Annotated in this window: 20 protein-coding genes, 1 tRNA gene and 1 pseudogene; 11 read left to right on the top strand and 11 right to left on the bottom strand. The window is 71.4% G+C overall.

The window, feature by feature from the left end:
* Positions 1-226 precede the first annotated feature (226 nt).
* The 3 genes from ACFYQ5_RS17875 to ACFYQ5_RS17865 all read left to right on the top strand — a co-directional run bounded on the left by ACFYQ5_RS17875 (position 227) and on the right by ACFYQ5_RS17865 (position 3369).
* Positions 227-1120 (top strand): ROK family protein, encoded by an 894-nt coding sequence (locus ACFYQ5_RS17875; protein ID WP_389198735.1) that lies wholly within the window; start codon positions 227-229, stop codon positions 1118-1120.
* Positions 1120-2274, top strand: coding sequence for an N-acetylglucosamine-6-phosphate deacetylase (gene nagA / locus ACFYQ5_RS17870; protein ID WP_389198414.1), 1155 nt, complete (start codon positions 1120-1122; stop codon positions 2272-2274). Before ACFYQ5_RS17875 ends, nagA begins: the two co-directional genes overlap by 1 nt.
* A 162-nt stretch (positions 2275-2436) precedes the next feature.
* On the top strand, positions 2437-3369 hold the full coding sequence (locus ACFYQ5_RS17865; protein ID WP_389198412.1) for a 1-phosphofructokinase family hexose kinase: 933 nt from the start codon (positions 2437-2439) through the stop codon (positions 3367-3369).
* Positions 3370-3457: 88 nt separating this feature from the next.
* Here the strand turns inward: ACFYQ5_RS17865 and ACFYQ5_RS17860 are convergent, their stop codons facing one another.
* Together ACFYQ5_RS17860 and cdgB are read right to left on the bottom strand one after the other, a co-directional pair.
* Positions 3458-4429: a carbohydrate-binding protein gene (locus ACFYQ5_RS17860; RefSeq protein ID WP_389198410.1), complete on the bottom strand. Its 972-nt coding sequence runs from the start codon at positions 4427-4429 to the stop codon at positions 3458-3460.
* A 132-nt stretch (positions 4430-4561) separates the two neighbouring features.
* Positions 4562-6214, bottom strand: coding sequence for a diguanylate cyclase CdgB (gene cdgB / locus ACFYQ5_RS17855; protein WP_389198409.1), 1653 nt, complete (start codon positions 6212-6214; stop codon positions 4562-4564).
* 347 nt (positions 6215-6561) lie between these two features.
* Between cdgB and ACFYQ5_RS17850 the strand changes: the two genes are divergently transcribed.
* Positions 6562-7068 (top strand): flavin reductase family protein, encoded by a 507-nt coding sequence (locus ACFYQ5_RS17850; RefSeq protein ID WP_389198407.1) that lies wholly within the window; start codon positions 6562-6564, stop codon positions 7066-7068.
* 32 nt (positions 7069-7100) lie between these two features.
* Here ACFYQ5_RS17850 and arfB read toward each other — a convergent pair whose 3' ends face one another.
* On the bottom strand, positions 7101-7535 hold the full coding sequence (arfB, locus tag ACFYQ5_RS17845) for an alternative ribosome rescue aminoacyl-tRNA hydrolase ArfB (RefSeq protein WP_389198406.1): 435 nt from the start codon (positions 7533-7535) through the stop codon (positions 7101-7103).
* A gap of 172 nt (positions 7536-7707) precedes the next feature.
* On the opposite strand from arfB, the gene ACFYQ5_RS17840 reads away from it, so the two are divergent.
* The 4 genes from ACFYQ5_RS17840 (at position 7708) to ACFYQ5_RS17825 (ending at position 11386) form a co-directional block, all read left to right on the top strand.
* Positions 7708-8283: a TerD family protein gene (locus ACFYQ5_RS17840; protein ID WP_359479039.1), complete on the top strand. Its 576-nt coding sequence runs from the start codon at positions 7708-7710 to the stop codon at positions 8281-8283.
* Between the two features lie 211 nt (positions 8284-8494).
* Positions 8495-10087 (top strand): M4 family metallopeptidase, encoded by a 1593-nt coding sequence (locus ACFYQ5_RS17835; protein WP_389198404.1) that lies wholly within the window; start codon positions 8495-8497, stop codon positions 10085-10087.
* Between the two features lie 151 nt (positions 10088-10238).
* The gene (locus ACFYQ5_RS17830) at positions 10239-10577 is read left to right on the top strand and encodes a hypothetical protein (RefSeq protein ID WP_389198402.1); all 339 of its coding nucleotides are present in this window, start codon (positions 10239-10241) and stop codon (positions 10575-10577) included.
* A gap of 311 nt (positions 10578-10888) precedes the next feature.
* Entirely contained in the window at positions 10889-11386 is a 498-nt protein-coding gene (locus ACFYQ5_RS17825) for a hypothetical protein (RefSeq protein WP_389198400.1), read from the top strand.
* A gap of 27 nt (positions 11387-11413) precedes the next feature.
* On the opposite strand, the gene ACFYQ5_RS17820 is transcribed toward ACFYQ5_RS17825, so the two are convergent.
* Positions 11414-12121, bottom strand: a complete 708-nt coding sequence (locus ACFYQ5_RS17820) for a pentapeptide repeat-containing protein (RefSeq protein WP_389198398.1) — start codon at positions 12119-12121, stop codon at positions 11414-11416.
* 99 nt (positions 12122-12220) lie between these two features.
* Here ACFYQ5_RS17820 and ACFYQ5_RS17815 point away from each other — a divergent pair, with 99 nt between their 5' ends.
* Positions 12221-13417 carry an NAD(P)-binding protein gene (locus ACFYQ5_RS17815; RefSeq protein WP_389198396.1) on the top strand — a complete coding sequence of 399 codons (1197 nt, stop codon included), beginning with the start codon at positions 12221-12223 and terminating at the stop codon, positions 13415-13417.
* Positions 13418-13607: 190 nt separating this feature from the next.
* Here the strand turns inward: ACFYQ5_RS17815 and ACFYQ5_RS17810 are convergent, their stop codons facing one another.
* The gene (locus ACFYQ5_RS17810; RefSeq protein ID WP_389198395.1) at positions 13608-14084 is read right to left on the bottom strand and encodes a GNAT family N-acetyltransferase; all 477 of its coding nucleotides are present in this window, start codon (positions 14082-14084) and stop codon (positions 13608-13610) included.
* Between the two features lie 140 nt (positions 14085-14224).
* Positions 14225-14506: pseudogene (locus ACFYQ5_RS17805) on the bottom strand (hydroxyurea phosphotransferase); the annotation flags it as partial.
* A 63-nt stretch (positions 14507-14569) separates the two neighbouring features.
* Here ACFYQ5_RS17805 and ACFYQ5_RS17800 point away from each other — a divergent pair.
* Positions 14570-15970 (top strand): NAD(P)/FAD-dependent oxidoreductase, encoded by a 1401-nt coding sequence (locus ACFYQ5_RS17800; protein WP_389198393.1) that lies wholly within the window; start codon positions 14570-14572, stop codon positions 15968-15970.
* A 48-nt stretch (positions 15971-16018) separates the two neighbouring features.
* Here ACFYQ5_RS17800 and ACFYQ5_RS17795 read toward each other — a convergent pair whose 3' ends face one another.
* Genes ACFYQ5_RS17795 through ACFYQ5_RS17780 form a run of 4 tightly spaced genes read right to left on the bottom strand, consistent with a single transcriptional unit; the run spans position 16019 to position 20883 of the window.
* Complete coding sequence (locus ACFYQ5_RS17795; RefSeq protein ID WP_389198391.1) at positions 16019-17173, bottom strand: XdhC family protein; 1155 nt, start codon at positions 17171-17173, stop codon at positions 16019-16021.
* Positions 17166-19298 carry a xanthine dehydrogenase family protein molybdopterin-binding subunit gene (locus ACFYQ5_RS17790; protein ID WP_389198389.1) on the bottom strand — a complete coding sequence of 711 codons (2133 nt, stop codon included), beginning with the start codon at positions 19296-19298 and terminating at the stop codon, positions 17166-17168. The genes ACFYQ5_RS17795 and ACFYQ5_RS17790 overlap by 8 nt, the downstream gene beginning before the upstream one ends.
* Positions 19295-20287: an FAD binding domain-containing protein gene (locus ACFYQ5_RS17785; protein ID WP_389198388.1), complete on the bottom strand. Its 993-nt coding sequence runs from the start codon at positions 20285-20287 to the stop codon at positions 19295-19297. The genes ACFYQ5_RS17790 and ACFYQ5_RS17785 overlap by 4 nt, the downstream gene beginning before the upstream one ends.
* On the bottom strand, positions 20284-20883 hold the full coding sequence (locus ACFYQ5_RS17780; protein WP_389198387.1) for a (2Fe-2S)-binding protein: 600 nt from the start codon (positions 20881-20883) through the stop codon (positions 20284-20286). Before ACFYQ5_RS17780 ends, ACFYQ5_RS17785 begins: the two co-directional genes overlap by 4 nt.
* Before the next feature lie 317 nt (positions 20884-21200).
* Between ACFYQ5_RS17780 and ACFYQ5_RS17775 the strand changes: the two genes are divergently transcribed.
* Positions 21201-21788 carry a TetR/AcrR family transcriptional regulator gene (locus tag ACFYQ5_RS17775; protein WP_389198386.1) on the top strand — a complete coding sequence of 196 codons (588 nt, stop codon included), beginning with the start codon at positions 21201-21203 and terminating at the stop codon, positions 21786-21788.
* Between the two features lie 106 nt (positions 21789-21894).
* Here ACFYQ5_RS17775 and ACFYQ5_RS17770 read toward each other — a convergent pair.
* Positions 21895-21969 (bottom strand) — tRNA-Thr (locus tag ACFYQ5_RS17770).
* Positions 21970-22103: the final 134 nt, after the last annotated feature.

Below are 22103 nucleotides of genomic sequence, written 5' to 3'. Positions count from 1 at the left end.
CACCGTTCCGGCGGCGGTCCGCGCCCCTCCCTCACCTCCGCGAGGAGGTCTACACCACCAGGTGCATCTTCTCGGCAATCTAGCAGGAGCGTTCCGTATGTGTGCACAACACACCTTTGTGTGGGTGCTCAACACACCTCGATAGTGGACTAGACCTTTTAGGGGTCGGCGGGCGAAACTGTCTCCCGTGAGACACGTCATCGCCCTCGATGTGGGCGGCACAGGAATGAAGGCCGCTCTGGTCGGGGCCGACGGCACCCTGCTCCACGAGGCGCGCCGGCCCACCGGCAGGGACCGCGGTGCGGAGGCCGTCGTGGAGACGATCCTGTGCTTCGCCACGGATCTGTACGCGTACGGCGAGGAGCACCTGGGCGAAGGGGCCGCCGCCGCAGGGGTCGCCGTGCCCGGCATCGTCGACGCGGAACACGGGATCGCCGTCTACGCCGCCAACCTGGGCTGGCGCGACGTGCCGCTGCGGAAACTGATCAGCGAACGGCTCGGCGGCATACCGGTCGCCCTCGGCCACGACGTCCGCACCGGTGGGCTCGCGGAGGGCCGGATCGGCGCGGGCAAGGGCGCGGACCGGTTCCTGTTCGTGCCCCTCGGCACCGGGATCGCGGGCGCCATCGGCATCGCGGGCACCATCGAGGCGGGCGCGCACGGATACGCCGGCGAGATCGGCCACATCGTGGTCCGGCCGGACGGCCCGGACTGCGGCTGCGGGCAGCGCGGTTGTCTGGAGACCCTCGCCTCGGCCGCCGCGGTGTCCAGGGCCTGGGCCGCCGTGTCCGGCGACCCCGACGCGGACGCCGCCGACTGCGCGAAGGCCGTGGTCTCGGGCGACCCGGCGGCCCTGCGCGTATGGCGGGACGCCGTCGACGCGCTCGCCGCCGGACTGGTCACCGCGCTCACCCTGCTGGACCCCCGCACGCTCATCATCGGTGGCGGCCTCGCCGAGGCAGGAGAAACGTTGTTCACACCACTGCGTGCGGCTGTCGAGGAACGGGTCACGTTCCAGAAGCTGCCTCACATCGTCCCGGCGGCCCTCGGGGACACCGCCGGATGCCTGGGCGCAGGGCTGCTCGCCTGGGATCTACTCTCCACGGAGGTATCCGCCTGATGGCCGGACGCGCAGACAGCACGGTTCTCGCAGGTGCCCGGGTGGTGCTTCCCACCGGGACCGTCGAGGACGGCCGGGTGATCGTCGAGGGCACCCGGATCGCCGGCAGCACGACGGAGGGCGCCCGGACCGTCGACCTCTCGGGCCACTGGCTGGTCCCCGGATTCGTGGACATGCACAACCACGGCGGCGGCGGCGCGTCCTTCGCCACCGGCACCGCCGAGGACGTCCTGGCCGGAGCACGGACGCACCGCGAACACGGCACGACGACCGTCGTCGCCTCCACCGTCACCGGTGAGATGGACTTCCTGGCCCGCCAGGCCGGCCTGCTCTCCGAGCTGGTCGAGCAGGGCGAGCTCGCCGGGATCCACTTCGAGGGCCCCTTCATCTCCCCGTGCCGCAAGGGCGCCCACAGCGAGGGACTGCTCCGCGACCCCGACCCGGCCGAGGTCCGCAAGCTGCTCGACGCGGCCCGCGGCACCACGAAGATGGTCACCCTCGCCACCGAACTCCCGGGCGGCATCGAGTCGGTACGGCTGCTCGCCGAGCACGGGGTGATCGCCGCAGTCGGCCACACGGACGCGACGTACGAGCAGACCGTCGAGGCGATCGACGCCGGCGCCACCGTCGCCACGCACCTCTTCAACGCGATGCCCGCCCTCGGCCACCGCGCCCCGGGCCCGATCGCGGCCCTCCTGGAGGACGAGCGGGTCACCGTCGAGCTGATCAACGACGGTACGCATCTGCACCCCGCCGCCCTGGAGCTCGCCTACCACCACGCGGGCGCCGGCCGGGTCGCGCTGATCACCGACGCCATGGACGCGGCCGGTTCGGACGACGGCTTCTACGAGCTCGGTCCGCTCGCCGTCGAGGTCAAGGACGGTGTCGCGCGCCTGGTGGAGGGCGGCTCGATCGCCGGCTCCACCCTCACCCTGGACACCGCGTTCCGCCGGGCCGTGACCGTCGACAGGATTCCCGTCGAGGACGTCGTACGGTCCATCTCCGCCAACCCGGCCCGGCTCCTCGGCCTGTACGACAGGGTCGGCTCGCTGGAACCCGGCAAGGACGCCGACCTGGTGGTCCTGGACGCGGACTTCGCGCTCAAGGGCGTCATGCGCCGCGGCGAGTGGATCGTAGGGCCCCACCTCGGCTGACGGGCCGCGCCCGGCCGACGGCCGGTTGAACACGTAACGAAGAGACGGCGGTTGTCCCGGAAACCTGGGACGACCGCCGCCGTTTTGGCATGATCGCCAGGACGGCGCCACGGGGAGACGGCGCGCAGGAGCGGACTACCAAGGAACCGGGGGCCGGCGCAGGTGATACTGACCGTCACGCTGAACACCGCGCTCGACCTGACGTACCCCGTCCCCGCCCTCGTCCCGCACACCAGCCACCGCGTCGGCGAGGTGACCGAACGCCCCGGCGGCAAGGGCGTCAACGTGGCCCGGGTGCTGGCCGCGCTGGGCCACGACACGGTGGTCACCGGCTTCGCCGGCGGCGCCACCGGTGCCGTCCTGCGCGACCTGCTCGGCGCGCTCCCCCACGGACCCGGCGACGCGCTGGTCACGGTCGCGGGGAACACCCGCCGCACCGTCGCCGTCGTGGACCGCGCCACCGGCGACACCACCCAGCTCAACGAACCCGGCCCGCACATAGGCGCCGGCGAATGGGCGGACTTCCTGCGGACGTACGGGGAACTGCTCCCGGGAGCCGAGGCCGTCGCCCTGTGCGGCAGCCTGCCGCCCGGCATCCACGTCGGCGCGTACGCGGAACTGATCCGGCTCGCCCGCGCCGCCGGCGTGCCCTCCCTCCTGGACACCGGCGGCGAACCCCTGCGGCGCGGCATCGCCGCCCGACCCGACCTCGTCAAGCCGAACGCCGACGAGCTCGCCCGGCTCACCGGCGCCCTCGAACCCCTGCGCGCCGCACACGACGCCCGCCGCCGGGGCGCGCACAGCGTCGTCGCCTCGCTCGGCGCGGACGGGCTCCTCGCCGCCACCCCCGACGGCGTCTGGCGGGCCGCACCGCCGACCGCCGTGCGGGGCAATCCGACGGGTGCGGGCGACTCCGCGGTGGCCGGGCTGCTGTCCGCGCTCGCCGAAGGACTGGGCTGGCAGGACCGGCTGGCCCGCGCGGTGGCCCTGTCGACGGCGACCGTACTGGCCCCGGCGGCGGGCGAGTTCGACCGCGCGGCCTACGAGGACCTGCTGGCCCGCGTCACCGTCGAACAGCGCGCACCCGCCGCCTGAACCGGCCGCCCGGGATGTCCGGGAAACACGGCGTCCCGGCTCGCTGGGCGATGACCGGGACGACGGTGGTACTGGATTCCTGGAGGGGTCAGTCCTTGACCTGTCCCGACTTCAGCGACAGCTGGTCGAGGTTGGCGTCACAGGAGTCGCCCTCGTTGCACGACAGCATGAGCTTGTTCGAACCCTTCTCGAGCTGGACGTACGCGTACGTCCTCGTCCAGCCCTTCTCAAGATCGCCCTCCGCGGCGTTCGCGTAGTTCTTCATGTTGATGGAGCGGGGATCCCCGTCGTTGACCGTCAGGGACGTCTTGGCGTCCTTGCCCGGCACGCCGTACGTCACGAACAGCGTGTACGCACCGCTCTCCGGCACGTCGACCGTCCAGGTCGCCGACCGGCCGACCTCGTTGAGGCTGATGTACTGGCCGTTGGCGCTCTTGGCTCCCTTGACCGTGTTGTCCAGGGAGGCCGTACCGCCGAGTGTCAGCGTCGCCGCGTCCTGCTCAGGCAGATCGACGGGCTCCTGGGACTTCGTCGAGGACTTCTCCGGCTCCGGGGACTCCTCGACCTCTTCGGCCGGGCCCGCCGACGAGCCGGCCTCGGCCTTCTTGCCCTCGTCGTCACCCGTCATCAGCGCGGCACCGATGCCGATGAGCACCACCGCGACCACGGCGACCGCCGCGATCAGCAGCGCCTTGGTGTTGGGGCCGCCACGGCCGGAGCCCCCGTTCCTGCCGCCGCCGTATCCGCCGGACTGGCTCTGCGCGGTGGGCGCGCCGCCGGGGTAGGTCTCCGGGGCCGCGTACTGCGCGTTCGGCTGGCCGTACTGCGGGGGCTGCTGGCCGTATGCCTGCTGCGGCGGGACCTGCCCGTACTGGCGCTCGCCGACCGTCCGCACCTGGTTGTACGACGTTCTGGGCACACCGGGCTGCGCGGCCGGACCCGGGTAGCCGTAGCCACTCTGTCCGGGCGGCTGTGCACCTGCCGCCCGCCCGTCCTCGTACAGATAGCCGAACGGATCGTCGTCCTCGGGCTTGCTCGCGCCGTTGTTCCCGGCCGTCATCCCTGGGTCACTCCTCACCATGTCGCCAGCCGTCGCCGACCGGCCGAGCCTACCCCGAACGGAGCACGCGTCGAATTGCCCTCAGCCCTCCGGAAAACCGGGCGGTGTACGGGGACAGCCGGCGCGTGAACGTCAGCCGGCTCTGCGGTGAACCTTCGATCGGGACCGCTTTTCCATGTACATCCGCTGGTCGGCGGAGTGCAGGACCTCTTCCTCGGTCATGCCGCACTCGGCCCAGCCGATACCGAAACTCGCCCCGACCCTGACTGCCCGGCCGTCCACCCGAATGGGCGGAATGATGGCGTTACGCAAGCGTACGGCCAGATCCGCGGCATCTGCCGCCCCGAGACCGTCCGCGAGGACGACGAATTCGTCACCCCCGAGCCGGGCGACGGTGTCACCGTCCCGTACGCAGGTCGTGAGCCGTCGGGCGACCTCGATGAGAACCGCGTCACCCGCGTGATGCCCGAAGCGGTCGTTGATGGACTTGAAGCCGTCCAGGTCGCAGAAGAGCACCGCGAGCCCCTTGACCCCGTCGTCGCGCTCCGCGCCGGGCGCCACGACATGCACATGGTGGTCGTGGGGACCGACGCCCGGCGCGACCTCCCCCTCGTAGCCGTCCGCCCGGTAGCCGTGCGCCGAGCTCTCGACGTCGCCGTACGCCGCGTCCAGCGCCTCGATGGCGGTGGAGGTGACCGAGTGAGGCCTCTCACACAGCCGGGCCCCGAGCCGGGAGCGCAGCTCGGCGCTGTTGGGCAGCCCGGTGAGCGCGTCGTGCGAGGCGCGGTGCGCGAGATGCAGCTCGTTGCGCTTGCGCTCCTCGATGTCCTCGACGTGGGTGAGCAGGAGACGCGGGCCGTCGGTGGTGTCGGCGACGACGGAGTTGCGCAGCGAGACCCAGAGGTACGTGCCGTCCCTGCGTCCGAGCCGCAGTTCCGCCCGGCCTCCCTCGGCGGACGTGCGGAGCAGGGTGCCTATGTCCTCGGGGTGGACGAGGTCGGCGAAGGAGTAGCGGCGCAGGACGGAGGCGGGACGCCCCAGGAGACGGCAGAGGGCGTCATTGGTGCGCAGCAGCCTGCCGTGCTGGTCCCCGCCCATCTCGGCGATGGCCATGCCGCTGGGGGCGTACTCGAACGCCTGGCGGAAGGATTCCTCACTGGCCCGCAGCGCCTGCTGCTCGCGTTCCAGCCTGACCAGGGCGCGCTGCATGTTTGCTCGGAGGCGGGCGTTACTGATCGCAATGGCGGCCTGGGAGGCGTACATCTGGAGGGCCTCACGGCCCCAGGCGCCGGGGCGGCGGCCGTTGCGCGGCCCGTCGACCGACAGGACTCCCAGGAGGTCCCGACCTCCGCCGGAGGCGTACATGGGGGCGTAGAGGCGGTCCAGGGGGTGCCACTCGTCCTCGAAGCGGGGCTCCGGCCCCTCGGTGTGCCACTGCGGTACGTCGTCGTCGAGGAGCATCCAGCCCTCGGTGTGGGGTATGAACCGGAGCTCGTCCCAGGCCTCACCCATGGACAGCCTGCGCTCCCAGGCCTCCCGGGAGCCGATACGGCCGGTGATCAGGGCTTCCGCGGCGCTGTTGCCGGCGAACGCGGCGACCACGAGATCGCCGTCGGGCCGGACGAGGTTGACGCAGCCCAGTTCGTAACCGAGACCGCTCACGATGCCGTCGGCCACGGACTGCAGTGTGTCCGCCAGGCTCCGCGCCGTGTTGAGGTCGGCGACGGCCTGGTGCAACTGCCGCATGGTCGCAAGGCGGACGTACGGCTCCGACTCGGCCTCCATTGCTCGCACTCCCTGAGACCTCGACAGCAACTCCAGGCTTCATACCGACGTACTTGTTGTAGTGTCACGGTCACTGAATCACAGTGAGCTGTGCACCCGGTACACAGGGTCAACAATTATTGCTCTCTGTGACTCAAGTCACAACAGAAGGTGAGCGTTGCTCACGCCTCTTCCAGGGGCTGCTGTGGTTTACCGAACGCAAATCGGCACACGTGGTTCCGGAGTCCTAGGACCTGACTGGTCCTTCGGCCCGATGCGGCCCCGCACCCCGCGGCGCTAGCGTGCCCGGTGTGCCGCAGAAGACTTCCGCCACCTCGCCTCAGGAAACCGTCCCCCATGCTGAAGGGGTGAGCAACGACGAATTCCGTGCCGCCCTGTCCCGCCTGGCCGCGGGCGTGGTGCTGATCACCGCCCAGGAACCGCCGCTCGACGAGCACGGCCGGGGCGAGGACGTCGGGATGACCGCGACCGCCTTCATGTCGGTCTCCCTCGATCCGCCGCTGGTCATGGTGAGCCTGCGCAACGACTCACGGATGGACGACCTGCTGGCCGAGCAGCCCCTGTGGGCGGTGTCGGTGCTGACGGAGGGCCAGCGGCAGATCGCCGGGCGGTTCGCCATGAAGGGCCGGATCAGCGACCGGCTGCTGTTCGAGGGCATCCCCTGCACGCGGGGCGGGATCACGGGCGCACAGCTGATCGGCGGCGCGCTGGCCACCCTGGAGTGCCGTACGGAGCAGCGCGTCCTGGCCGGCGATCACACGCTGGTCATCGGCCGGGTGCTGACGGCGTCGCTGCCGAGCGCGGACGGCGAGCCCCTGACGTACTTCAAGGGCCGCTACCGGCAGCTGGGCTGACCGGCGCGCTCCCCGCCGAGCCCTGCGGGGACCTACCAGTCGCGGCCGGAGCGGCCGCGCTTCGTGTCGCCCCGCTGCTTCTTCTCCCGCAGCCTGCGCTCGTTGATGCCGCGCGGGATCTTCTTCTTGAGGCGCGGCCTGGGCGGTGGCGCCGTGGCCTCCGCCAGGAGCGCGGCGAGCCGCACGGCGGCCGTCTCACGGTTGCGCCACTGGGAACGGTGCTCCGAGGCGCGTACGGACACGACACCGCCGACCAGCCGGCTCGACAGCCGCTCCAGGGCCCGGGCCTTCCACGCCTCGGGCAGGGATTCGGTCGCCGCGAGGTCGAAGCGGAGCTCCACCTGGGAGTCGCTCGTGTTGACGTGCTGCCCGCCGGGTCCGGAGGACCGCGAGAAACGCCACATGAGCTCGGCCTCCGGCAGGGAGACCGAACCGCGGATGACATAGGGCCCGGACATGACACCCATGTTCCCCGGCCCACGACCCGTTCGTCACCTTGTTTTGCGAGCGTTCGGCCAGAAGTTCGGCAAAGAAAGTAAAGCGAGCAGGAACCTCGTGGTCTCTTGTCTGCGTTAGGACGGGTGACGGTAGCTTTCGTGATGGCACGAAGCCCGCACATGACGAGGAAAGGGACTTCCCATGGCTGTAAGCCTGTCCAAGGGCGGCAACGTCTCGCTCACCAAGGAGGCCCCGGGCCTGACCGCCGTCACGGTCGGCCTCGGCTGGGACGTCCGCACCACCACCGGCACCGACTTCGACCTCGACGCCTCGGCGATCGCGGTCAACCCGGCCGGCAAGGTCTACTCCGACGGCCACTTCGTCTTCTTCAACAACAAGGCGACGCCGGACCAGACCATCGTCCACACCGGTGACAACATCACCGGCCAGGGCGAGGGCGACGACGAGCAGATCAACGTCAACCTCGCGGGCCTCCCGGCGGACATCGACAAGATCGTCTTCCCGGTCTCCATCTACGACGCCGAGGCTCGCAGCCAGAACTTCGGCCAGGTGCGGAACGCCTTCATCCGCATCATCAACCAGGCCGGCGGCACCGAGATCGCCCGCTACGACCTGAGCGAGGACGCCGCCACCGAGACCGCCATGGTCTTCGGCGAGCTCTACCGCAACGGCGCCGAGTGGAAGTTCCGCGCGGTCGGCCAGGGTTACGCCTCGGGCCTGCGCGGCATCGCCCAGGACTTCGGCGTCAACCTCTGACGTATCGACTTTCCCACGGGAGCCCCCGTCCGACTGCGGTCGGCCGGGGGCTCCCGTGCGTTCGCGTCATATAGCGGACACAAAGACACCCCAGTCGGACAAGAACTGGTCAAAAACTTGTGTGGTAATTGTCGGCGCCCCGTCAAAAGTGTTCATTCAGTGGCACGCTCTCGGCTCGTAACCCCCCACAGGTACGAGCAACGGAGAAGGCATGACCCCCCACATGAACACCCGTCGCGCCGCCGCCCTGGCCGCAGTTGCCGCGATGGTCGTCGTCGGAGTCCAGGCCGGTACGGCCACGGCCGGCCCCCACGCCGCCGACGACACCGCCTCTTCCTCCTCCCGCACCACCGCCGGCGCCACCGCGCTCGGTGTGAACACGTCGGGCCGACGGAGCACCGCCCTCCGGGCCGCCCAGGCCGACGCCTCCGCTGCCGCCGAGTCCCTCGGGCTCGGCAGCCAGGAGAAACTGATCGTCCGTGACGTGATCAAGGACGCCCACGGCACCGTCCACACCCGCTACGAGCGCACCTACGCCGGACTCCCCGTCCTCGGCGGCGACCTCGTCACCCACACCGCCGCCGACGGCACGTCCAAGGGCGTGGACAAGGCCACCGAGGCACGCATCGCCGTGCCCTCGACGCAGCCGGAGCTGAAGGCCGCGGCGAACGCCCGCACGGTCGTCTGGGCGGGCGGCGGCAAGCCCGCCCTCGCCTTCGAGACCGTCAAGACCGGTGTCCAGAAGGACGGCACGCCCAGCCGGCTGCACCTCATCACGGACGCCACGACCGGCAAGCAGCTGCACAGCTTCGAGGCCATCGAGACCGGCACCGGGAACAGCCAGTACAGCGGCGAGGTCGCGCTCACGACCACCGAGGGCGGTTCGGGCTTCGAGCTGACCGACGGCGACCGGGGCGGCCACAAGACGTACGACCTCGACCAGGGCCAGACCGGCACCGGCGACCTCGTCACGGACGCCGACGACACCTGGGGCGACGGCACCGGCAACGACCGCCAGACCGCCGCGGTCGACGCCCACTACGGCGCGGCGAAGACCTGGGACTTCTACTCGACCGAGCTGGGCCGCGACGGTATAGCCGGGGACGGCAAGGCCGCGTACTCCCGCGTCCACTTCGGCACCGGCTACGTCAACGCCTTCTGGGACGACAGCTGCTTCTGCATGACCTACGGCGACGGGGCCGACGACAAGAGCCCGCTCACCGCGATCGACGTCGCCGGCCACGAGATGAGCCACGGCCTGACCGCGGCCACCGCCAACCTCGACTACGCGGGTGAGTCCGGCGGTCTCAACGAGGCGACCAGCGACATATTCGGCGCCTCCGTCGAGTTCTTCGCCGACAACGCCACCGACCCCGGCGACTACCTCATCGGCGAGAAGATCGACATCAACGGCGACGGAACCCCCCTGCGCTACATGGACGAGCCGAGCAAGGACGGTGGCTCGGCGGACTACTGGGACGCCGGCGTCGGCGACCTCGACGTGCACTACTCCTCCGGTGTCGCCAACCACTTCTTCTACCTGCTGGCCGAGGGCAGCGGTGCCAAGACCATCGGCGGCGTCGACTACGACTCCCCGACCGCCGACGGCTCCACGGTCACCGGCATCGGCCGCCAGAATGCCTACCAGATCTGGTACAAGGCGCTCTCCGTCTACATGACGTCGAGCACCGACTACGCGGGAGCCCGTGACGCGACCGAGAAGGCGGCCACCGACCTGTTCGGGGCCGACAGCGCCGAACTCGCGGGCGTCCAGGCGGCCTGGGCCGGCGTCAACGTGAAGTAGTCCCCCGACGGAACGACGGAACGGGAGCCGGTCAGCCTCTGGCGGGCCGGCTCCCGCCGTTGAGCCACACGTCCCGGAGCCCCGTCAGGTCCGGCCCGGCACCCCCCTCCCCGTCGACGGCAAGGTCGGCCGTCGGGGCGTTGCCGTGCCGGTGCGCCCGTCTTCGGAACAGGCCTCGGGCTCCCGCGACGACGCCTGGTACTGCGATCTCTCCCTCGAACGGCCCGCCACGGGCCTGCCCAGGGACGAGAACGAGGGAGCCTCGGCCCGCCTCGCAATCATCCGGAACCCCACACTGTCGCCCGCGGCCGCGAAACGAGGCTTCGAGCACGCCGTCTGTGACGGCAAGGAGACCTACCTCGCGGCGGAGCTCCTCTCCGTGTGGTCCCCGACCACTCCCAAGGCGAAGGCCGCGGCCTCCTTCTTCCGTGAGTCCGACGTGGAGGACCGCTTCACCGCGGCCGCGCGCGCATCGCTCGGCTGCGACTGATCCGAAGGCTTCCTCGCCGGTCGAACGGTTTCCACCTGCTGAGAGCCGCGACGCCGATGCCCGCCACCGGGGCGCCCTTGACCCGCACGGGCGAACCGCCCGCCGGGAACAGGGTGCCCAGGACGTCCTTCGGGTCCGGGGCCTGCTCCAGGCGTTGACCAGTTCGGAGGTCGAGCGGTCCTAGGGAGACGGCGGCGACGGCACCGGTCAGGACACGCGCGGTCGCCGTCGCCACGGAAGAACAACTGCTCCCGTTGGGCCCCCGCCGCCGGACGGCGCGGGACGCTCACGCGGCATGACACCATCGAACCGTGCTCGACATCGGCTACTCACTCTCCCGGCGCTTCCCGGACCCCCCGCAGACCGACTACCGCCGCGCGGACGTCCACGCCCTGCGGCACGACCTGTTCTCCGGGGACGTCTACCTCGCCGACACCAAGGCCGACCGCGAGGTATCCACAGCCTGGGGATGGGTCCCCGTGCTCGACTTCGCGTGGGCGCTCTGCGACATCGTCGAGCAGATCGACCGCGACCCCCGGGGCAACCGCTCGCACCGCCAGCAGTACGCCGAGCTCGACTTCACCGAATCGTCCGACCGCATGCTCTTCGAACGCCGCTTCGGCTGGGTGGACGTCGAGGCCGACTGGATGCCCGGCGACGAGCCCCCGCTCACCTTCAGCCACTCCCTGCTGCGCCGCGAGGCCCGCGATTTCCTCCACGACCTGATCGCCGACCTCGCCGACATGCACGAAGGTCTCGCCGACAACCCCATCGTCTGGGACCTCCAGGCCCGTTTCCCCCGTCTCTGACAGCCCCCGGAGGCCCGGAGCCCGTCCCTACGCCTCCACCCGCACCCCGATCTGCGCCGCGAACGCCGGAGCCAGCTCCATCAGCTGGGACGGGCTGATCACCGCCCCCGCCAGCCGCTCCACACCCCGCGCGATGTCGAGCTCGGCAACCGTCCGCAGATCGACGGACTCCATCCGCACAGAACTGAAGTCCGCCCGCTTCAGCACACAGTCCCGGAACTCCACCCGCACCAGCTGCGCCTCGGCGAAATCCGGCTCCGACAGCACACACCCCTCGAACACGACGTCCTTCAGCCGTGCCTTGCGCAGATTCAGGTAATCGATCTTCCCGCCCCGCACGAGCACCCGCTCCAGCACCGCACCGTGCAGCTGCACCCCGCCCAGCCGCGCGTCCAGGACCTCCACGTCCCGCAGCGACGCCCCCGCGAGATCGGTGCCCACCCCCCGGACCCCCGTCAGCACCGAGTCGATGAACCTGGCCCGCACCAGCTCCGCCCGGTCCAGCGCGCAGCCCCGCAGCTCACAGTCCATGAACCGCGCCCCTGGACCCGACGCATCGGCCAGGTCCGTCTCCCCGAACCGCACACCGTCGTAATCCCCGTCGGGCTCCAGGCCCTCCCCGTCGTACTCCGCGAGGGGCGGAAGCCGGACCTCCGGCCGCCGCGCCACCGCCACCCCGTCCTTCGCGCCCGCGCCCCTGCTGCTCCTGTTGCCTGTACGTGCCATGCCCCCCATCGTGACGCACACCACTGACATCACCCCGGCCCGGTGTCACAGAACCAGCCGGCCGAACCGTCCTCCGTGCAGAAGCGCCCACCGCAAGGAGACCCAGCCATGCAGCGCATCCACATCGTCGGCGGCGGCCTCGCCGGACTGACCGCCGCCGTCACCGCCGCCGAATCCCGAACCCCGGTCACCCTCCACGAGGCCCACCACACCCTCGGCGGAAGGGCCAGGACCTCCGACGGCCCCTACCTCACCAACGAGGGACCACACGCCCTGTACCGCCGCGGACCGCACTGGACCTGGCTCGAACAGCGCGGGCTCCTCGGCCCGATCGCCTCCGTACCGCCCCTCGAAGGCACCCGCTTCCTCTTCCGCCGCGACGGCGCCCTGCGCAGGACCCCGCCCCTCGCCATGCTGCGCCTCACCCGCCGCAGCGCCCGCACGGCCCCCGTCGACACCGACTTCCTCAGCTGGGCCACCGGCCAGGTAGGCGAAGAGGGCGCCCGCGCGGCGGCGCACTACATGGGCGTGGCCCTCTTCCACCACGCCCCGGGTTCGCTGTCCGCCGCCTTCGTCCAGGAACGGCTCCGCCGCGCCACCGCACTGCCGCCCGAAGCGCACTACCCCGTCGGGGGCTGGGCGCGGCTCGTCGACCGGATGGCCTCACGGGCCTGGAATCTCGGCGTACGCATCGAGACCGACGCACGCGTCGGCCCCCGCGACCTGGCCGTCCTCCGGCGCGGTGGACCGGTGATCGTGGCCACCCATCTGGACTCCGCCCGCACCCTGCTGGAGGACCCCACCCTGACCTGGGACAGCGGCCGGACCGTCCTGCTCGACCTGGCCCTGAAGACCCGGCGCGGCGACCCGTTCATCGTCTCCGACCTCGACGCCCCCGGCTGGATCGAACGGTTCACCGCCCAGGACCCGACCCTCGCCCCGCCGGGCGAACAGCTCATCCAGGCCCAGGTCCCCCTCGCCCCCGGCGCCCCGCGCGCCGACGCCGTCCGCCGCGCCGAGGACCTGCTCGACCTCGGCTTCGCCGGCTGGCGGGACCGCGTCACCTGGCGCCGCGAGGCACTCGCGTCCGGCCGCACCGGCGCCGTCGACAAGCCCGGCACCACCTGGCGCGACCGGCCCGCCGTCGACCGCGGCGACGGGACCCTGCTCGCGGGCGACCAGGTCGCCGCCCCGGGACTCCTCAGCGAGGTCGCGTTCAACAGCGGCATCGAAGCCGCGGTCCTGGCGCTGAAGCTCCTCGGCAGGACCGCACCGGACGTCCCCCGCACGGCAGGAACCGCTTGACCGCAAGCGGACCTGAGGTCGAAGAGCGGAGGCAGCGGCCACGCCCAGGCACCCGGGGAGCACGCCGTGTACGCCATCCGCTCCACGCCTTCGGTCCTGCGGAGAACCTCGTCCACGAACGGACCGAGGACCCCGTCCCCGCCCGAACCCGCGGCACGGTGGGCAAGGTCGTCCTCGTACCGTAAAACCCTCAGGCCGCCCCGAGCTCCGCGAGCGCCCCGTCCGTCAGCCGGTACACCGTCCACTCGTCCTGCGGCCGCGCACCCAGCGACTCGTAGAACGCGATGGACGGGGCGTTCCAGTCCAGCACCGACCACTCCAGGCGCCCGTACCCGCGCTCCACACAGATCCGTGCCAGCTCCCTCAGCAGCGCCTTGCCGTACCCGCCACCGCGCCGCTCGGGGCGCACGTACAGGTCCTCCAGGTACACGCCGTGCACCCCGCGCCACGTCGAGAAGTTGAGGAACCACAGCGCGAACCCGACCACTTCGCCGTCCTCGTCCGACACCGCGACATGCGCGTACGCGGCCGGCCGCTCGCCGAACAGGGCCTCGCGCAGCTGCTCCTCGGTGGCGTTCGCCTCATCGAGCGCCTTCTCGTACTCGGCGAGCTCACGGACCATGGCATGGATGGCGGGGACATCTTCGGAAGCAGCAGTACGAATCATGGGCGCAGCCTAAACAGGCAGGCCACCCTCGCGCCCCTCAGTCCCGGCCCAGCAACTGTCGGGCGGTCTCCGCATGGTCCGGCCACAGGCGCGGCTTCCCGCGCCGGATCCCCCACAGCGCGTTCTGCAGCACCCGCCCGAGCGTCCGCGCCCGCCGCACCCCAGACCCGTAGCGCGACCGGCTCCCCCGCCGTCTCCGCGTCCAGCATCTGAAGCTTCAGCGCCGCCGGACGGCCGTCCGCCTCCCGCACCACCGGAAGCACCAGCGCGCACATCCCGCACATCGCTGCCCCGTCGAGCCGCAGCCCCCACTCCTCCAGGAACCTCACGGCCAACTCTGGCAACGCGTCGGCGAACGCCCGCCCCGCCGCACCGCTGTGCGCACTCAGATTCACGACCAGGTCATCCGGAACGTCGATCACACGGCGAGGGTAGAGGTAACGTCCCTCCAGCGACTGGGCTGCACACGGACAATCAGGGGACACATGAGCACCGTCAGTACCGTCAACGGCGGCATATCCTTCTGGTACGCGAACGAAGGCACCCCCGCCCCACGCGAACCCCTGCCCGGCGACACCAGCGCCGACGTCTGCATCGTCGGCGGCGGATACACCGGCCTCTGGACGGCGTACTACCTCAAGAAGGCCGTCCCCTTCCTCAACATCACCGTCCTGGAAGCCAGGTTCTGCGGATACGGCGCCTCCGGCCGCAACGGCGGCTGGCTCTACAACGGCATCGCCGGCCGCGACCGCTACGCCGCACTGCACGGCCACGAGGCCGCGGTCCGCCTCCAGCAAGCCATGAACGACACCGTCGGCGAGGTCATCCGCATCGCCGGCGAGGAGGACATCGACGCCGACATCCACCACGGCGGCGTCCTCGAAGTCGCCCACACCCCCTCCCAGCTCGCCCGCCTCAAGGACTTCCACTCCGTCGAGATCGCCTTCGGCGAGACCGACCGCGTCCTGCGCGGCGCCCGCGAGACCGCCGAGCGCGTCCGGGTGTCCGGAGCCGTCGGCTCCAGCTGGACCCCGCACGGCGCACGCCTGCACCCCGCCAAGCTGGTCAAGGGCCTCGCCGACACCGTCGAAGCCCTCGGCGTCACGATCCACGAGTCGACCCCCGTGACCGAGATCAAGCCCAAACACGCCGTCACCCCGTACGGCACGGTCCGCGCCCCCTACGTCCTGCGCTGCACCGAGGGCTTCACATCGGGCCTCAAGGGCCAGAAGCGCACCTGGCTCCCCATGAACTCCTCCATGATCGTCACCGAGCCCCTGCCCGAGGCCCTCTGGGACACCATCGGCTGGGACGGCCGGGAAACCCTCGGCGACATGGCCCACGCCTACATGTACGCCCAGCGCACCGCCGACGACCGCATCGCCCTCGGCGGACGCGGTGTCCCCTACCGCTACGGCTCGGCCACCGACCATGACGGACGCACCCGGCCCGCGACCGTCGAGGCCCTGCGCGACCTGCTCGTCCGCTTCTTCCCCACCACCGCGGGCGCCCACGTCGACCACGCCTGGTCCGGCGTGCTCGGCGTTCCCCGCGACTGGTGCGCCACCGTCACCCTGGACCGCAGCACCGGCCTCGGCTGGGCCGGTGGCTACGTCGGCTCCGGCGTAGCCACCGCCAACCTCGCGGCCCGCACCCTGCGCGACCTCATCCAGCAGGACTCCGGCCAGGCCGGCCCCACCGACCTGACCGCCCTTCCCTGGGTCAACCACAGGGTCCGCCGCTGGGAACCCGAACCCTTCCGCTGGCTCGGCGTCCACACCCTGTACGCCGCCTACCGCAAGGCCGACCGCCGCGAGTCCACCTCACCGAGCCTCGGCACGGACCGCCTCGCGAAGGCGGCGGACCGCATCGCGGGCCGGCGCTGACCGACCCGTCCGCCGCCGCGGTGACGCGTTCCCCCGACTTCCGGGCCCTCAGGCGGCCTCCGCTGCCTCCGCCGCGTCCCGCTGTCTCCCGTCGCGGTGAATCGGCGTCGCCGAACCCGTGAGGGGGACGCCCGTCCCACCACGCCGGGCCGCGACGATCTCCGCCGCGATGGACAAGGCCGTCTCCTCGGGCGTACGGGCACCGAGGTCGAGACCGATCGGCGACCGCAGCCGCGCCAACTCCGCTTCGCGCAGCCCGGCTTCCCGCAGCTTCCGGTCACGGTCCGCGTGCGTCCGGCGCGAACCCATCGCCCCGACGAACGCGACCGGCATCCGCAGGGCCTGCTTCAGCAGAGGGATGTCGAACTTGGCGTCGTGGGTGAGCACGCACAGGACCGTGCGCCCGTCGGTCGCGGTGCGCCGCAGATAGCGGTGCGGCCAGTCGACGACGAGGTCGTCGGCCTCGGGGAAGCGGGCCCGGGTGGCGAAGACAGGACGGGCGTCGCACACCGTGACGTGGTAGCCGAGGAACTTGCCGGCGCGGACGAGCGCCTCGGCGAAGTCGATCGCGCCGAACACGATCATGCGAGGCGGTGGCACGTTCGACTCGACGAGGAGGGTGAGGCCGCCGGGGCAGTGCGTTCCGTCCTCCGCGAGGTCGAGGGTGCCGGTGCGCCCGGCATCCAGCATCGCCCGCGCCTCGGCCGCCACCGTCCGGTCCAGCTCCACGGAGCCGCTGCCGTACGACCCCGCGTACACCCCGTCGGAACGCACCAGCAGTGCCCTGCCCAGGAGTTCGGCCGGGCCCCGGACGACCCGGGCGAGAGCCACGGGCTCACCCGAGGCGGCGGCCGACAACGCCGACCGGAACACCTCCCGGGCAGGCGCCTGCGCACCGACCGGGGTGACCAGGACGTCGATGACCCCGCCGCAGGTCAGCCCGACCGCGAAGGCGTCCTCGTCGCTGTAGCCGAAGCGTTCCAGGACGGACTCGCCGTCCTGGAGCGCTTGGACGCACAGCTCGTACACCGCCCCTTCCACACAGCCGCCGGAGACCGAGCCGATGACCGTGCCCTCGCTGTCGACGGCGAGTGCCGCGCCCGGACCGCGCGGCGCGCTGCCGCCGACGGCCACGACGGTGGCGACGGCGAACTCCCTTCCCTCCTCGGTCCAGCGGGCCAGCTCATGGGCGATGTCAAGCATGCGCACCCGCCTCCAGGACACGGTCCGGCCGGATCGGCAGGCTGCGGTGGCGCACACCGGTCGCGTGCCAGACGGCGTTGGCGATCGCCGCCGCGGCCCCCACGACGCCGATCTCCCCGATGCCCTTGATCCCGACCGGGTCGTCCGGGTCCGGGTCGTCCACCCAGTCCGCCTCGACGAGCGGCACGTCGGCGTTCGTGGCGAGGTGATAGCCCGCGAGGTCGGCACCGTAGAGGGCGCCGGTGTTCCGGTCCCGGATCGCCTCTTCGTGCAGGGCCATGGAGATGCCCCAGATCATCCCGCCGGTGAACTGGCCGCGTGCGGTCAGCGGGTTGACGATCCGGCCGGCGGCGAAGATGCCGAGCATGCGACGTACGCGCACTTCTCCGGTGGCCACGTCCACGGCGACCTCGGCGAACTGCGCCCCGAAGGAGTGCCGCTCCTTCTGCGCGAGGGCTCCGACGGCCTCGGTGGTGTCCGACCGTACGGTGATGCCCTCCGGCGGAATGCCGTCGCTCAGCGCGAGCCGCTCCCGCAGTTCGTCCGCCGCGACCGTGACCGCCCACGACCACGACCGGGTGCCCATCGAGCCGCCGGCGATCATCGCGGGGCCGAAATCGCTGTCGCCGATCTTCACGCGCACCCGGTCGGTCGGCACCTGTAGAGCGTCGGCGGCGACCAGGGTGAGGGCCGTCCGCGAACCGGTTCCGATGTCCGCCGCGTTGATCCGCACGGTGAAGGTGCCGTCCGCCTCCGCGGTCACGGCCGCCGTGGACGGCCCCGCACCCGCGAAGAAGGAGGCCGCCGCCGTCCCGGTGCCGAGCAGCCAGCGCCCCTCCCGGCGAAGGCCCGGCCGCGGGTCGCGGTCGGCCCAGCCGAACCTGCGGGCGCCCTCCCGGAAGCAGGCGGACAGGTTGTGGGTGCTGAACGGCAGACCGGAGACCGGACCCCGCTCGGGCTCGTTACGCGCGCGCAGCTCGATCGGGTCGATGCCGCACTTCTCGGCCAGTTCGTCGAGCGCCGACTCCAGCGCGAACGACCCGGGCGCCTCACCGGGAGCGCGCATGAACGTCGGACTCGGCACATCGAGCCGAACGACCCGGTTGGCGGTGTGGTGGGCGGGGGCGTCGTACATCACCCGCGCCGGGCCGGCGCCCGACTCGATGAACTCGTGCACGGTCGAGGTGAGGCTCAGGCAGCGGTGCTCCAGCGCGCGCAGTCGTCCCTCGGCGTCGGCGCCGAGCCGGACCCGCTGGGCCGTGGGACTCCGGTAGCCGGCGAGCGAGAACGTCTGACGGCGCGTCATGACGACCCGGACCGGGCGCGACAGGGCGGTCGTCGCCATCACCGCGGCCACCTGGTGCGCGCGGACGCCCTTGCTCCCGAAACCGCCCCCGACGTGTTCGGACCTCACCCGCACCGAGGCCGGATCGAGCGAGAAGAGCTTCGCGAGTTCGCCCGCGACCCACAACGTGCCCTGGTTGGAGTCCACGACCTCGAGCCGGCCACCGTCCCACAGAGCCGTCACCGCATGAGGCTCCATCGAGTTGTGGTGCTCTTCCGGCGTGGAGTACTCGGCGTCCAGAACCACGGCGGACGCGGCCAGCTCGGCCTCCAGGTCCCCCTTCTCCGTCACTCCCGGCCCGCCGGGGCCTTGCGCCGTGTACGCGTCCGGGTGCTCCCCGGAGAAGGTGACGTCGTGCGGTTCCTCCTCGTAGTGCACCACCAGTGCTTCGGCGGCTTCCCTGGCCTGCTCGGAGGTCTCGGCGACGACCAGCGCGACCGGCCAGCCCGCGTGCGGCACCCGGTCGTGCTGGAAGACGGCGACGGTCGGGTCCGGCGACATTCCGAGCATGCCGACGTAGTCGATGTCGACCCGGGGGGCGTTGCCGTGGTGCAGGACGGTGAGGACGCCCGGCATCTCCAGGACTGCCTCCGCCTCCACCGAGAGGACACGGCCACGGGTGATCGTCGACAACACCAGCCAGCCGTGGGCGAGTTCGGCGAAGGGGATCTCGCCCGCGTAGCGGGCCGCTCCGGTGACCTTGTCCCGGCCCTCCACGCGGGTGTGCGCGGTACCGACGGCCTTCGTCGCCCTGGTCCCGGTCGTGGTGGTGGTGGTCATCGGGCGGCCTCCTCGGCCAGTTCGCTGAGCACGGCGACGACGAGGTTGCGCATCAGTGTCACCTTGTACGAGTTGTGCGGCAGCGGCCGGGCGGCCGCCAGTTCGGCGTCGGCGGCAGCGGCGAAGGCCGCGGCGTCGGCCGGGCCGCCGGTCAGGGACTGTTCGGCCGTGTGCGCCCGCCACGGGCGGGAGGCGACCGCCCCGAAGGCCAGGCGCACCTCGCGTACGACGCCGTCCCGGACGTCGAGCGCGGCGGCGATCGAGCCGATCGCGAAGGCGTACGAGGCCCGCTCGCGCACCTTGCGGTAGCGGGAGTTCGCGGCCACCGGGGCGGGCGGCAGGGTGACGCCGGTGATCAGTGCTCCCGCCGGAAGGGCGGTCTCCCGGTGCGGGGTGTCACCCACCGGCCGGTAGAACTCGGTGACGGGCAACTCGCCCGGTCCGTCGGCCGTTTCGTAGGAGACGACGGCGTCGAAAGCCGCCAGTGCCACCCCCAGGTCCGAGGGGTGGGTGGCCACACAGTGGTCGGAGGCGCCCAGGATCGCGTGATTGTGGTGCTCACCCTTGATCGCGGGGCAGCCACTGCCGGGTACGCGCTTGTTGCACGGCTTGGTCACGTCGGCGAAGTAGCCGCAGCGGGTGCGCTGCAGCAGGTTCCCGCCGACGGTCGCCATGTTGCGCAGCTGCCCGGAAGCACCGGCCAGCACCGCCTGGGTCAGGGCCGGGTAGCTGCGCCGCACGTCAGGGTGGGCCGCGAGGTCGCTGTTGGTGACGGTCGCGCCGATGCGCAGCCCGCCGCTCCCGGTCACCTCGATCCGGTCCAGCGGGAGTTCACGTACGTCGACGAGCCGGCCGGGCCGCTCGACGCCGGTCTTCATCAGGTCGACGAGATTGGTGCCGCCGCCGAGGAACCGGGCGTCCGGGTCGGCGTCGAGCAGTGCGAGTGCCCCGGAGACGTCGACCGCGCGCTCATATCCGAACTCCTTCATGCCGCTGCTCCCTCACTCGTCACGGCCGGTGCGCTCTCCGCGGTCCTCGCGGCCTGCGCATGGATCCCGGCCGCGCGCTCGACCGCCTGCACGATCGACACGTACGCGCCGCAACGGCACAGGTTGCCGCTCATCCGCTCCCGGATCTCCTCGGCCGTCAGTGGCGGTGGCCCCGCTTCAGCGCGTACGTCGTCGGTGACGGCGCTCGGCCAGCCGGCGGCGTGTTCCTCGATCACCGCGACGGCCGAACAGATCTGGCCCGGGGTGCAGTAACCACACTGGTAACCGTCGAGGTCGAGGAACGCCTGCTGCACGGGGTGGAGTTGATCGCCTTCGGCGAGGCCTTCGACGGTGGTGACCTCCCGCCCTTCGGCCGCCACTGCCAGTTGCAGGCAGGCGACGGCCCGCCTGTCGTCGAGCAGGACGGTGCACGCACCGCACTGCCCCTGGTCGCAGCCCTTCTTGGTACCGGTCAGATCGAGGCGCTCGCGCAGGGCGTCGAGCAGGGTGGTCCGGTGGTCGACGGTCAGCGAGTGCTTCTCGCCGTTGATGTTCAGAGTGATGGCGCTGTGCGTCGACGAGGGCGTCGGGGCCATGATCAGCCTTCTTTCTCATTCCCGGACCACCTCGCGAGGACGGCCCGGCAAGCAGAGGAAACGGAAGACGCGGAGACGTGTCGGAGAGGAACCGGAGACGTGCCGGGAGAGGGAGGACGGACGCGCACGCGGCGTCGGCAGACCGGAAGCGCGCAACACATCGAGGAGGATGCCGGTGCCGCCCACAGCTGTCCGTCCCGGCCGCCCACCGCTAAGGTGAACCTAACCGGACAGTTGTCCGTTCACCGAAAAAAGTAGTGGACAGTTGTCCACTTATGCAAGGGCGGGATTCGGCCACAACCCCGTGAGGAGGACGAGTGCGGCAGAAGAAGGACGCACCGCTGCGTTCGGACGCACAGCGAAATCGCGAGCGCATCCTGGAAGTGGCCCTGACCGAGCTGACGCTCTGCGCGGATGCCCCGCTCAGCGTGATAGCCAAGAAGGCAGGCGTCGGGCAGGGCACGCTCTACCGCAATTTCCCCAGCCGCGAGGCTCTCGTCCTCGAGATCTACCGCTACGAGATGCAGCAGGTCGCCGACGCCGCGACCGAGCTGATCAGGACCCTTGAGCCCGCTCGGGCCCTGCGCGAGTGGATGGACCACCTCGCCCGTTTCGCCATGACCAAAGCCGGCCTGGCGGACGCGATCCGCCAGGCCACCAGCGCGCCGGGCAGCCCGGCGAAGCCGGGCCACACCCCGGTGACGTCCGCGGCGGAGCTCCTGCTCCGCACCAACGAGGAGGCCGGCACCATCCGCCCGGGCGTGACCGCGGACGACTTCGTCCTCGCCATCGCCGGCCTCTGGCAGCTCGACCCCCACGGCAACTGGCAACCGCGCGCCGCCCGCCTCCTGGACCTCGTCATGGACGGCCTGCGCGCGGGGGCCTCCGACCGGAAAGAGCCGTAGGACGGCACACCGCCGGACGTCCGCCACTTCCGCGCGACGGCCGGAGATCGCCCCGGGCCGAACGAGAAAGCCCAGGACAGAGGGAATCTGACCTGGGCTTTCGTTGAGCCCCCTGTCGGATTCGAACCGACGACCTACGCATTACAAGTGCGTTGCTCTGGCCGGACTGAGCTAAGGAGGCGCGCGGAAGCAGTGTAACCAACGCCGGGACCGGAACCTGCTCGATATTCGGGACTCCGGACTACTGACAGATCCGAAAACGCCAGGTAGCGTCACCTCAGGTTCACTCCAGTGGACCACACCACTCCCTACTCG

The organism is Streptomyces sp. NPDC005794, assembly GCF_042871445.1.
In the GTDB taxonomy this organism is placed as follows: Bacteria; Actinomycetota; Actinomycetes; order Streptomycetales; family Streptomycetaceae; genus Streptomyces.
This window is presented reverse-complemented; position numbering and strand designations above follow the sequence as displayed.